This is a genomic window from Streptomyces sp. CRCS-T-1, assembly GCF_024442335.1.
GTDB classification, from domain to species: Bacteria; Actinomycetota; Actinomycetes; order Streptomycetales; family Streptomycetaceae; genus Streptomyces; species Streptomyces koelreuteriae.
On record NZ_CP101651.1, the window covers coordinates 1,473,292 to 1,485,624 of the forward strand.

Consider the following 12,333-nt stretch of genomic DNA (forward strand, 5'->3'; position numbering starts at 1 on the left):
AGGAGACCGATGTCTTTCCGCACCACCGTCGACTACGTCGAGGACGTCTCCCCGGGCAGCGGGGCCCTTCCGGCCCGTGCCTGGTACGCGGCCTCGGACGCCGCTTCCCTGTCGCTGAACGGCAGCTGGCGCTTCCGGCTGTCGGCCACCGTCGACGCCGAGGACGACTCGTTCGCCGAGGAGGGCTACGACGCCCGGGACTGGGCCGAGGTCACGGTCCCCGGGCACTGGGTCCTCCAGGGCGACGGGGCGTTCGGGTCCCCGATCTACACCAACCACCTCTATCCCTTCCCGGTGGACCCGCCGCACGTCCCGACCGAGAATCCGACCGGTGACCATCTGCGCGTCTTCGACCTGCCGTCCGACTGGCCGTCGGACGGCGGGGCGGTGCTGCGGTTCGACGGCGTCGAGTCCTGCGCCCGTCTCTGGCTGAACGGCACGGAGCTCGGCGAGTTCAAGGGCTCCCGGCTGGCGCACGAGTTCGCGGTGGGGCATCTGCTGAAGCCGGGCGGCAACGTCCTGGCGGTGCGGGTGCACCAGTGGTCGGCGGGCTCGTACCTGGAGGACCAGGACCAGTGGTGGCTGCCGGGCATCTTCCGTGACGTGACGCTGCTGCACCGCCCGGCGGGCAGCGTGGGCGACTTCTTCGTGCACGCGTCGTACGACCACACCACCGGCGAGGGCACCCTGCGCGTCGACTCCGACGTCGAGGGACGGGTGACCGTCCCCGGGCTGGACATCGATGTCGCGACGGGTGAGCCGGTGACGGTCGCGGTCGAGCCGTGGACCGCCGAGACGCCGAAGCTGTACGACGGGGTGCTGGCCACCGAGGGCGAGCGGGTGCCGCTGCGGATCGGTTTCCGGACCGTCGCCCTCGAGGACGGGCTCATCAAGGTCAACGGCAGGGCCGTCCTCTTCAAGGGCGTCAACCGGCACGAGTGGCACCCGGAGAGGGGCCGTGCCCTCGACCTGGAGACCATGCGTGAGGACGTGCTGCTGATGAAGCGGCACAACCTCAACGCCGTGCGCACCTCGCACTACCCGCCGCACCCGGCCTTCCTGGACCTGTGCGACGAGTACGGTCTGTGGGTCATCGACGAGTGCGACCTGGAGACCCACGGCTTCACCGAGCAGGACTGGCGGGACAACCCGGTCGACGACGACCGCTGGACCCCGGCCCTGCTGGACCGCGCGGAGCGGATGGTCGAGCGGGACAAGAACCACCCGTCGGTGGTGTTCTGGTCGCTGGGCAACGAGGCCGGCACCGGCCGCGGGCTCACCGCGATGGCCGAGTGGATCCACGACCGCGACCCCGAGCGCCTCGTGCACTACGAGGGCGACTGGAACTGCCGCGACACGGACGTGTACTCGCGGATGTACGCCTTCCACGACGAGGTCGACACGATCGGGCGGCGGCTCGACGGCGGTACCGGCAAGCGCCGCGAACTCCCCTTCATCCAGTGCGAGTACGGGCACGCGATGGGCAACGGCCCGGGCGGGCTCGCCGACTACCAGGAGCTGTTCGAGAAGCACGAGCGGCTCCAGGGCGGGTTCATCTGGGAGTGGATCGACCACGGCGTGAAGCACGCCGAGCTGGGTTACGCCTACGGCGGTGACTTCGGCGAGGAGCTGCACGACGGCAACTTCGTCTGCGACGGGCTGGTCTTCCCGGACCGGACGCCGTCGCCGGGCCTGATCGAGTACAAGAAGGTCATCGAGCCGGTCCGCATCGAGGGCGACGGCACCGACGGCACCGTGCGGATCACCAACCAGCAGGACTTCGCCGACCTGTCCGAGCTGGCCTTCGAGTGGTCCTGCCAGGTGGACGGCGAGACCGTCGAGTCGGGCCCGCTCGCGGTGCCGGTGCTCGCGCCGGGCGAGTCGGCCGAGGTGAAGCTGCCGGAGCCGCCCGCGGACGGCCGGGGCGGCGAACGCCAGTGGACGGTGCGGGCGCTGCTCGCCGAGGACACGGTCTGGGGTCCGAAGGACCATGTCGTGGCCTGGGGCCAGTTCGCCGTGGGGGCACGGCCGCTGCCGTCCTTCCCGGCGAGCGACCGGCCCGTGGCCGACACGGACCGGATCACCCTCGGCCCCGCCGAGTTCGACCCCCGCACCGGCGCCCTGCGCTCGATCGGCGGGGTCACGGTCGGCGCGGCACCGAAGCTGGACGTGTGGCGGGCGCCGACCGACAACGACGACGGCGCGGAATGGCAGACCGACACCCGCTACGGGATGCTGTGGCGCACGCTCGGCCTGCACCGCATGCGGCACCGCCTGGTCTCGGTCGAGGCCGGCGACGACGCGCTGACCGTCCGCACCCGGGTGGCACCGGCGGCCCGCGAGGTCGGCCTGGACACGGTGTACCGCTGGACGTCCGACGGCGAGCGGCTGCGCCTGACCGTGTCCGTGACCCCCACGGGCGACTGGACGGTGCCGCTGCCCCGGCTCGGTGTCCGCTTCGGACTGGATCGGGCCGACCGCGTGGAGTGGTTCGGCGGCGGTCCGGGCGAGGCGTACCCGGACACCCGGACGGCGTCGATGGTGGGCCGCTGGCAGTCGACGGTGGACGGGCTGCAGACGCCGTACGTCCGTCCGCAGGAGAACGGTGCCCGTGCCGATGTCCGCTGGGTGGAGCTGGGCGGACTGCGGATCGAGGGCGACCCGGAGTTCTGGTTCACCGCGCGGCGCTGGACGACCGAGCAGCTGGAGGCGGCCCGGCACCGCACCGACCTGACGGCCGGCGACACGGTGTGGGTCAACCTCGACCACGGGCAGCACGGCATCGGCTCGCAGTCGTGCGGCCCGGGTCCGCTGCCGCAGTACTTCCTGAAGGCGGAGCCGGTGGAATTCTCGTTCGTGTTCTCGACCACCGATTAATCGATTGACCGATTGATCGACATTCCGACAGTGTCGGGGATGTCATCCGCGGCCGGTCGGCCCTAGAGCCGACCGGCCGCCGCTGTGTTCACCGCTAGGTCGTGTCCGCAAAGTCAGGGGAGCCAGAGGCGTAGGCAGGCGAGGGTGACCATGGCTTGGTAGTGGCGGGCGCGTTTGTCGTAGCGAGTGGCCAGGGCCTTGTTGTGCTTGAGCTTGTTGAAGCAGCGCTCGACGAGGTTGCGGCGCCGGTAGGTGGTCCGGTCGAGTCGGCAGAGGCTTTCGCCTCGGCGGATGCGGCCGTTGATCTGGTCGATCCGCTCTGGGATCGCGGCTCTGATGCCCCGCCGACGCAGGTAGGAGCGGATCTTCGTGGACGAGTAGCCCTTGTCCGCGACGACCCGATCGGGCCGCGTTCTGGGCCGGCCGGGCCCGCGTCGGCTGACGCTGATGCGGGCCATGACCTGCTCGAACTGGGTGCAGTCGTTGACGTTCCCAGCGGTCAGGGTAAAGGCGAGCGGCCGGCCCTGCCCATCACAGGCCAGGTGGATCTTCGTAGTCAGCCCGCCACGGGACCGGCCGATCGCCTCGCCCGGCCAGAGCCCCCTTTTCGGGCCCCGGCCGCATGCTGGTGAGCCCGCACAGTCGTGGAGTCGACGCAGACGACAGTCCAGTCCACGGCGCCCACGGCATCGCAGTGCTGCTGGACCTGGGCCAGCAGCCGGTCCCAGGTGCCGTCTGCCGACCAGCGGCGGAAACGTTCGTAGACCGTCTTCCACGGGCCGTAACGCTCAGGCAGGTCCCGCCAGGCCGCCCCCGTGGACAGCTTCCACAGGATGCCGTTGACCACCTGCCGACGATCCCGCACCGGACGCCCCATCCGCGGAGGAGCCAGCAACGGCTCGATCACCGCCCACGACTCATCAGTCAGCTCATGACGACGCACCACGAACCAACCAACGACGCCGCCACTTTGCGGACACGACCTAGGAAGTGGGTGGGTCGGTTGAATGTCGCCATCGAGGTCCGCGGGCTGTCCCGTACCTTCCACACCACCGTCCGCCGCCCCGGGTTCACGGGCGCGGTCCGATCCCTGGTCAACCCCGAGCGGGTGGCCAGGCACGCCGTCTCCGACATCACCTTCGACGTGCCCGCGGGCGAACTCCTCGCCCTGCTCGGCCCGAACGGCGCCGGCAAGTCCACCACCATCAAGATGCTGACCGGCATCCTCACGCCCACCTCGGGCGAGGCCCGGGTCGCGGGCGTCGTGCCGTACCGGGAGCGAGAGCGCAACGCCCGCAACGTCGGCGCGATGTTCGGGCAGCGCACGCAGCTGTGGTGGGACCTTCCGGTGCGCGAGTCGTTCGCGATCCTGCGGGACATCTACGAGGTGCCGAAGGCCGAGCACGCCGCCCGGCTGAAGGAGTTCGACGAGATCCTGGACCTGTCGTCCTTCTGGGACACCCGGGTCCGCCATCTCTCCCTCGGCCAGCGGGTGCGCAGCGACCTGGCCGCCGCCCTGCTGCACGATCCGCCGGTGGTCTTCCTCGACGAGCCGACCATCGGCATGGACGTGGTGGTCAAGGAGCAGGTGCGGGAGTTCCTGCGCCACCAGGTGGAGCAGCGCGGCCGTACGGTCCTGCTGACCACGCACGACATGACGGAGGTCGGGCGGCTCGCCGAGCGGGTGGTGCTGGTCAACCACGGCCGGCTGATGCTGGACGGCGGCCTCGACGAGATCCGCAGGAAGTTCGGCTCCACCTGGCAGGTGCGGGCCACCCTCGCCGACCCGCGTGCCGAGGTCGTGCCGCCGCCCGGCACCGCGCTCCTGCGGCACAGCGGCGCACAGGTCGTCTTCGGCCCCGACGGACCCGGCGCGCCCACCGTCCACCAGGCGCTCAAGGCGGTGATCGAGCGGTACGAGGTGACCGACATCGCCCTGGACGAGGCGGACCTGGAGGACGTGATGCGGGCCGCGTACGCGCATGCCGGGGAGGTCTGACATGGCCGTGCTGCACGCCTGGCGCGCCGCCCGCGTCACCCCGCTCGGCGAGCTGAACGCCCCGCCCCGGATGACGGCCGTCGCGCTGCGGCTGGCCGTGCAGGTGGTGCTGGTCTGGTCGCTGTGGCGCGGCCTGTACGCGCACTCCGGCACGACCGCCGGCCTGAGCCGCGACCAGGCTGTCACCTACGCCGTGCTGGCCGTACTGGCGTCCCGGCTGCGGGAGCTGGACCAGTACACGGGCCGGGACACGGTCCTCCAGCACATGCACTTCGGCACCATCGTCTACTGGTATCTGCGCCCGCTGCCGCCGCAGCGCTACTACGCCCTGCGGGCCGCCGGCGAGCAGTTGTACGGGCTCGCGTGGGCGCTGACCGGCTATGTGGTCTGCCTGGCCACCGGGCTCGTCGAGCCGCCCCGCTCGGCGGCGGTGGCCGCGGTGTTCGTGGTCAGCATGCTGCTGGGCCAGTGGGTCCTGTACTACGTGATGCTCACGCTCGACCAGTTGTGCTTCTGGACGATCCGCAACAACGCGGCGATGCTCATCCTGCTGTTCGCGCAGAACCTGCTGTCCGGGGTGTACGCGCCGCTGTGGTTCTTCCCGGACTGGTTCGTGACGATGAGCGCCTTCCTGCCCTTCCAGGCCACGCTGAGCGTGCCGCTGTCGCTGTACGTGGGACGGATCCCCCTGTCCGACGCGGCCTTCCAGCTCTGCGTCCAGGCCGCCTGGGTGGTGGCGCTGGCGTTGTTCACCCGGCTGCTGTGGCGGCGGGCCGCCCGGCGCGTGATCTCGCAGGGAGGCTGAGATGTCGTTGAAGGCTCTGCGGATCATGTGGCGTGTGACGGCGCTCAACTTCCGCGCGCAGATGGAGTACCGCACCGAGTTCCTGCTGATGATCGCGATCGGGGCGATCTGGCAGGTGTCTGTGATCGTGTTCGCCACGGTGCTGCTGACCCGGTTCGCTGGGATGGGCGGCTGGGACAGCTCGGACGTGCTGCTGATCCCGGCGACGCGCATGCTGGCGCACGGTCTGTTCGTACTGCTCCTGGGGCGGGTGCACTTCGCCGGCCGGCAGATCCAGGAGGGCCGCGTCGACATCTATCTGATGCGTCCCATGCCGGTGCACCGGCAGATCCAGCTGGCCTACTTCCCCACCAACGCCATCGGGGACCTGACCGTCGCGGCGGGCCTGATGGTGGGCGCCCTGTCCCGCAGCGACCTGGACTGGACGGCGGGCCGGATCGGCTATCTGATCGCGGCCGTGCTGGGCGGCATGCTGCTGGAGGCGGCCCTGTTCACGGTCGTCGCCAGTGCGGCGCTGCGTTTCCCGGCGGCGGACTACTGGGGCCGCTGGCTGGAGGAACTCCTCGGCACGTTCGGCAGCTACCCGCTGAACGTCCTGCCCAGGGCGGTGGGCGGCTTCCTGACCTACGGCCTCCCGCTCGCGTTCGTCGCCTTCTTCCCGGCGGCGGTGCTGACCGGGCACGGACATACGACCGGTGTGCCGTACTGGCTGGCGGCGGCCTCACCACTGCTCGGGCTGCTGGCGTATCTGGGGGCGCGGCTGCTGTGGCGGTGGAGTCTGCGGCACTACAGCGGGGTCAACGGCTGACGGTCCGGCCGGACCCTCGGACCGGGGTGAACAGGGCACACGCGGCGAGCAGGACGCAGATCGCTCCGGCGGCCAGGGCGACCGGCGCCGTGCCCTGTTCCTCCGCGGCCCAGGTCAGCACGGCGGCGCCGATCGGTGCCGCCGCGTAGTGCAGGGTCCAGAACGCGGAGGTGACCCGGCCCAGGAGGTGTTCCGGGGTCACCTCCTGGCGGAGCGACATCGAGCAGGTGGCTCCCATGGCGGCGCACCCCAGGAAGGCGGCGCACAGGGCCGCGACCACAGGCACGTCACGGGCCCAGCCGAGACCGGCGAAGGCGAGCCCGCAGCCCGCGACCGAGCCGGTCCACGTCAGCCCGAAACCGAAGCGGCGGCGGATCCGCGCCACGAGCAGGGCGCCGGCGATGGTACCGAGCGCACCGGCGGCCATCACGGTGCCGACCGTGCCGTCGTCATGGCCGAGGTCGTGCTTGAGGTGGTAGATGACCAAGTCGTGGATCCCGAGGGTGAGGAAGCTGAAGACGAACAGCAGGACGGTGAGCGAGCGCAGCACGGGGTGGCCGTAGAGGAAGGCGACGCCGGTGCGCAGGTCCTGCCACAGTCCGGTGCGCTGGCCCGGCCGGTCGTCCGGGGCGCGCCTGCGGAACCGTACGAAGAACAGGAGGGTCGCCGACACCCCGAAGCTGGCCGCGTTCACACCGACCGCGGCGGCCGGGCCGGACCAGGCGGCGACCAGCCCGGCGCACAGCGGCCCCAGCACCCCCGCGCCCGCGGCCGTGGCGTTCAACCGGCCGTTGGCCTCGGTGAGTTGCCCGGTGCCGACCAGGCCGCGTACGACGGTGACGTAGCCGACCGCGAACAGCATGCCGACGGCCTCGCACAGCGGCAGCACCACGTACAGCAGCCAGACCTGCGGGCCGAACAGCCACACCAGCGGGATCACCCCGTACAGCCCCATGCGCACGAGGTCGCAGGTGATGAGCAGCCGGCGCCGGTCCACCCGGTCCACCACCGCCCCGGCGAACACGGCAGCGAGGACCGACGCAGCCCCGCCCACGGCGGTCAGCAGCCCCATCCGCGCGACCGAACCGGTGGCCTCCAGGACCAGCAGCGGCAGGGCGATCAGGGCGAAGGAGTCGCCGAGGACGGAGAGGGTCTGCGCGGTCCAGAAGATCCCGAAGTCCCGCTGCCGCCACAGGGGGCGGGTGCCGCGACGGGTGCCGCTGCGGGTGTCGCCGCTGGTGTCGGGTAAGCCGTCGTCGCCGGCGGCCGAGGGCGTGCCGTCGCCGGGCTCGTCCTCGCGCCGTGCCGCCTCGTGTGTCATGCGCCCTCCCCCGTCGCCGATGCACGGCAACCTTACGGCCGGCCGCGGCGACTGGGGGGTGTCGCACCCCCACCCCCACTGGAGGAGCCATGCCACACACCCCTGACAGGCGCCGCTCCCTTCGCCCCCTCACACTCGCCGCCGCGGGGGCCCTGCTGGCCTCGGTCGCGCTCCCGCAGCTCACTCCCGACGCCTCCGCCGCCACCACGCTGCGCGGCTACGCCGACGCGCGCGGCGCGCGGATCGGCGCGGCGGTCGCCGACGGGCCGCTGCGCACCGAGCCGGCCTACACCACCGTCCTGAACCGGGAGTTCAACTCGGTGACGGCGGAGAACGCCATGAAGTGGGACGCGCTGGAGCCCAGCCGCAACAGCTACAACTGGGCCGCCGCCGACCGGCTGGTCAACCACGCCGCCGCCAACAACCAGGGCGTACGGGGCCACACCCTGGTCTGGCACAACCAGAATCCGTCCTGGCTGGCGAACGGCAACTTCTCGGCGTCCGAGCTCAACACGATCCTCAAGAAGCACATCGACACCACGCTCGGCCGCTACCGGGGCAAGATCTACGCCTGGGACGTCGTCAACGAGGCGTTCAACGAGGACGGTTCGCTGCGTAACTCGCTCTGGCAGAGCAAGCTGGGCAGCGGCTACATCGCCAACGCGCTGCGCTGGGCCCACGCCGCCGACCCGAACGCCAAGCTGTACATCAACGACTACAACATCGAGGCGGACAACGCGAAGAGCGACGGCCTCTACAACCTGGCGCGGCAACTCCTCGCCCAGGGCGTGCCGTTGCACGGCATCGGCTTCCAGGCCCACTTCGTCGTCGGCCAGCTGCCGTCCTCGATGAAGGCGAACCTGAAGCGCTTCTCCGACCTCGGTCTGGAGGTGTCGATCACCGAACTCGACGTCCGCATCCCGCTGCCGGCGTCCTCGGCCGAGCTGGCCCAGCAGTCCACCGACTACAAGACGGCCACGGAGAACTGCCTGGGCGTACCGCGCTGCGCGGGCGTCACGGTCTGGGGCCTCACCGACAAGTACTCCTGGGTGCCGGGCACGTTCAACGGCTACGGCGCGGCCCTGCCGTACAACGAGAGCTACGGGGCGAAGCCGGCGTACCAGGGGCTGTCGGACGGGCTCAATCCGCAGGCGTAGGCGGGAAATTCGATTCCGGCGGGCGGTGCGGGCGCAGTAGCGTCCGCACCGTGAGCGACACACTGGCGGCCTTCACCGCACGGGCGGCCGAGGATCCCGGAGTCGTGGGCCTCGTCCTCAGCGGTTCCCAGGTCCACGAGGGCATGCCGACCGTCCACTCCGACCACGACCTGCATGTCGTCGTCGGGGACGACACCGCTTCACCCCTCACCGAACTGAACGGCTTCCGCTCGGCCCACCTCGACCTGGTGGTCATCCCGCTGGCGGAGTTCCGCACCCGCGGCATGCCCGGCCGCCCCGACCACTTCGCGCGCTACTCCTACGTCCACGCGGAAGTACTGCTCGACCGGCTCGACGGGGACATCGCCCGGATCCTCGACGAGAAGCGGAGCCTGGGCGCCGACGAGGCCCGGGCCGCGGTCGACGGCTGGCTGGACGCCTACGTCAACCAGACCTACCGGTCCCTGAAGAGCTACCGCGACGGCCACCCGGCCATGGGCCATCTGGACGCCGCCGAGTCAGTGCCGTACGCGCTGGAGGTGCTCTTCGCGCTGCACCGCCGCGTCCGGCCCTACAACAAGTACCTGCGATGGGAGCTGGAACGCAGCCCGCTCGGCGAGCGGCGGTGGGGCGTGGACCGGCTGCTGCCCGTCGTGGAACGGCTGCTCGCCGACGGCGACCCGGGCACACAGCGCACGCTCTTCACCGGTATCGAGGAGGCGGCGCGCAAGGCGGGGCACGGCGAGGTCCTCGACTCCTGGGGCACGGACCTGGAGCTGCTGCGTCACCCCTGAAGCGCCGGGGCGTCTCCCACTGTTTTCCCGACTTCCCTTGCGTATCAGGGGTGTTCGGCTCCAACCTGAGCACCGTTCAACTTTCTTCTCCCCTCCGCTCCCTCCCCTCCCCGACCGGAGACACCCCCCATGAAGAGACTGATCGGCACCCTCATGGCCGCCGCCCTGGGCGTCACGGGCCTGGCCGCCACCTCCGCGACACCCGCCGTCGCCGCGGGCTCCGGGTCGTTCAACGTCCTCACCTACAACGTCGCGGGCCTCCCCGAGGGCCTGAGCTCCGGCAACCCGGAGAAGAACACCCCGCTGATCTCCCCTCGTCTCGGGGCGTACGACATCGTCAATGTGCAGGAGGACTTCAACTACCACGCGGCCCTGTACGGGGGCGACGACCACGCCCACCGCACCGCGACCAGCGGCGGTGTCCCCTTCGGCGACGGCCTCAACACCCTCTCGGACCATCCCTTCGAGGACTTCCAGCGGGTGAAGTGGAACAACTGCACCGGCACCAACTGCCTCACCCCCAAGGGCTTCTCACTGGCCCGGGTACGGCTCGCCGAGGGCGTCTTCCTCGACCTCTACAACGTGCACACGAACGCGGACGCCACCGACGACGCGCTCGCCGCCCGCCGGGCCAACGTCGAGCAGCTCTCCGACTTCATCCAGGCGAACTCCGCGGGCAACGCGGTGATCGTCATGGGCGACACGAACACGCGGTACACGCGCTCCGGCGACAACATCCGCACGCTCCTGAGCGAGAACGGTCTCACCGACGCCTGGGTCCAGCGGGTGAAGGGCGGAACACCCCCGGCCCAGGGCAGTGACGCGCTCGTCTGCCCCACGACGGCGCCCACGAACGACTGCGAGGTCGTGGACAAGGTCCTCTACCGCGGCAGCAAGCTGCTCAGCCTCAACGCGACCCGCTACAGCAACGAGTGGGCGTCCTTCCTCGACCCGGCGGGCGCCAACCTGTCCGACCACTTCCCGCACGCGGTCGACTTCTCCTACACTCTCGACCCCTCCCTGCGCGCGAGCGACTTCTTCGGCGGCCCCCACGGCACGGCCTTCAACGACGCGGACGACCTGCCGGCCACCCCGGCCCCGCGCACGCTGACCCTGCGCGGCAACGCCCGCCTGGACGCGGTGTCCCTCACCCACGACGGCGGTACGACACTCAGCCACGGCGGCACGGGCGGCACGGCGACATCCCTCACCCTCGCCTCCGGTGAGCACCTCACCTCCGTAAAGCTCACACAGGGCCAGAAGGACGGCCGCACACGCCTGTTCTCGGCGTCCTTCACCACCGACAAGGGCCGCACCCTCTCCACCGGCACGGCCACGTCCGACACGAAGACCTTCACGGCCCCCGCCGGCCGGCAGATCGTGGGCTTCACGGGGCGGGCGGGATCCGAGGTCGACAAGCTGGGTGTGGTGTACGCGCCGATCCGCTGAGGCCCGTACTCAGGCGGTGACGCCCTCCGTGATGCGCCTGCTCAGTTCCCCGGCCGTCAAGCCGCCCGGTTCCCGCCCCTGGGACACGCTCTCCCGGGCGGCCTGCTGGAGGGCCGCGTTCACCGGGGTGGGCACGCCGTGCTGCCGGCCGAGCAGCACGATCTCGCCGTTGAGGTAGTCCGTCTCGATCGATCCCGTGCCCCGCGCCAGGCTCTGCCAGGAGGAGCCGCGCGTGGGCTCGCCGGCGATCGGCTGCGGGTCGACCGTCCCGGCGCGCAGCTCGGTGATCTCGGCCGCGCTCGCGGCGGCGATGCCCGCGGCGTCGAGGGCCGCGGCACCCTCGGCCTTCGCCCGGGCGATCAGGTCCCGCGCGGCGGCGTCGGAGGCGGAGCCGCACACGGCCTCGACCACGTTGGCGAGGTTGCCGAGGAGTTTTCCGTACTTCCAGCGCATCACGTCCGTCACCACCGGAGCCAGGAAGTGGGCTTTCTCGAGGTCGTCCGCGATCCGCCGGGCGGTCTCGTCCGAGCCCGTCCCGTACCGGCCGAGGACCAGGACACCGGTGTACGGGCCGCAGGGCGCGACGACCTCTCCCGGGTTCAGGTGGGTGCTGGGCAGGATGACGCACATGCCGTGCACCTCGTGGAAGCGGCGCAGTGCCAGGCGCTCGTTCTCCACTCCGTTCTGGGCGCACACCAGCGGCAGGCGTTCGCCCGCCGTGCCCCCGCCCGCCACCGGCCGTGCGGCCCAGGCGTCCAGGGCGGCCACGCTGTCCTGGGCCTTGACGGCGAGGACGAGCACATCGTCCTCGCGCAGCTCGACGTCCTCTGGCCCTGCCACGATGGGCGTGTCGAGGGTGAGTGTGCCGGCGGGGACGGTGAGCCGCAGGCCGTTGTCGCGCAGCGCCTCGAAGTGCGCGCCGCGCGCGACCAGGACGACGGACCGGCCGCTTTCGTGCAACCGCCCCCCGATCGCACCGCCGATGGCTCCGGACCCGATGAAGATGTAGCGCATTCCGCTCCCTGGCTCTCCGCTTCAGACGTCATACGCGTCGTACAGGTCTTCGCCAAGGCGCCACGTACACACCGGACTTGACTCCCCCCTGGTACTCCGTTCCCACCGT

10 protein-coding genes are annotated in these 12,333 nt (G+C 71.1%); 7 read left to right on the forward strand and 3 right to left on the reverse strand.

Annotated features, from left to right (window positions below; translation table 11 throughout):
- The first annotated feature begins 9 nt into the window (after positions 1–9).
- On the forward strand, positions 10–2,877 hold the full coding sequence (locus NNW99_RS06545; protein WP_215117748.1) for a glycoside hydrolase family 2 TIM barrel-domain containing protein: 2,868 nt from the start codon (positions 10–12) through the stop codon (positions 2,875–2,877).
- 113 nt (positions 2,878–2,990) lie between these two features.
- On the opposite strand, the gene NNW99_RS06550 is transcribed toward NNW99_RS06545, so the two are convergent.
- A protein-coding gene (locus NNW99_RS06550; protein WP_251058078.1) for an IS5 family transposase occupies positions 2,991–3,820 on the reverse strand; the annotation gives its coding sequence in 2 pieces (ribosomal slippage) (positions 2,991–3,472 and positions 3,472–3,820; 831 coding nt in all).
- A 60-nt stretch (positions 3,821–3,880) separates the two neighbouring features.
- Here NNW99_RS06550 and NNW99_RS06555 point away from each other — a divergent pair.
- From NNW99_RS06555 to NNW99_RS06565, 3 genes are read left to right on the forward strand one after another with little or no spacing between them, the layout of a single operon-like run.
- Positions 3,881–4,876: an ATP-binding cassette domain-containing protein gene (locus NNW99_RS06555; protein ID WP_215124185.1), complete on the forward strand. Its 996-nt coding sequence runs from the start codon at positions 3,881–3,883 to the stop codon at positions 4,874–4,876.
- A gap of 1 nt (position 4,877) precedes the next feature.
- Positions 4,878–5,681: an ABC-2 family transporter protein gene (locus NNW99_RS06560; RefSeq protein ID WP_215117749.1), complete on the forward strand. Its 804-nt coding sequence runs from the start codon at positions 4,878–4,880 to the stop codon at positions 5,679–5,681.
- 1 nt (position 5,682) lies between these two features.
- The gene (locus NNW99_RS06565) at positions 5,683–6,489 is read left to right on the forward strand and encodes an ABC transporter permease (protein ID WP_215117750.1); all 807 of its coding nucleotides are present in this window, start codon (positions 5,683–5,685) and stop codon (positions 6,487–6,489) included.
- Here NNW99_RS06565 and NNW99_RS06570 read toward each other — a convergent pair.
- On the reverse strand, positions 6,479–7,810 hold the full coding sequence (locus NNW99_RS06570) for an MFS transporter (RefSeq protein WP_215117751.1): 1,332 nt from the start codon (positions 7,808–7,810) through the stop codon (positions 6,479–6,481). The genes NNW99_RS06565 and NNW99_RS06570 overlap by 11 nt on opposite strands.
- Before the next feature lie 89 nt (positions 7,811–7,899).
- Here NNW99_RS06570 and NNW99_RS06575 point away from each other — a divergent pair, with 89 nt between their 5' ends.
- From NNW99_RS06575 to NNW99_RS06585, 3 genes are all read left to right on the forward strand, one after another.
- Positions 7,900–8,967, forward strand: coding sequence for an endo-1,4-beta-xylanase (locus NNW99_RS06575; RefSeq protein WP_215117752.1), 1,068 nt, complete (start codon positions 7,900–7,902; stop codon positions 8,965–8,967).
- 50 nt (positions 8,968–9,017) lie between these two features.
- Positions 9,018–9,761 (forward strand): hypothetical protein, encoded by a 744-nt coding sequence (locus NNW99_RS06580; RefSeq protein ID WP_215117753.1) that lies wholly within the window; start codon positions 9,018–9,020, stop codon positions 9,759–9,761.
- A gap of 129 nt (positions 9,762–9,890) precedes the next feature.
- The gene (locus tag NNW99_RS06585; protein ID WP_215117754.1) at positions 9,891–11,210 is read left to right on the forward strand and encodes a jacalin-like lectin; all 1,320 of its coding nucleotides are present in this window, start codon (positions 9,891–9,893) and stop codon (positions 11,208–11,210) included.
- Positions 11,211–11,219: 9 nt separating this feature from the next.
- Here the strand turns inward: NNW99_RS06585 and NNW99_RS06590 are convergent, their stop codons facing one another.
- Complete coding sequence (locus NNW99_RS06590) at positions 11,220–12,224, reverse strand: ketopantoate reductase family protein (protein ID WP_215117755.1); 1,005 nt, start codon at positions 12,222–12,224, stop codon at positions 11,220–11,222.
- Positions 12,225–12,333 lie beyond the last annotated feature (109 nt).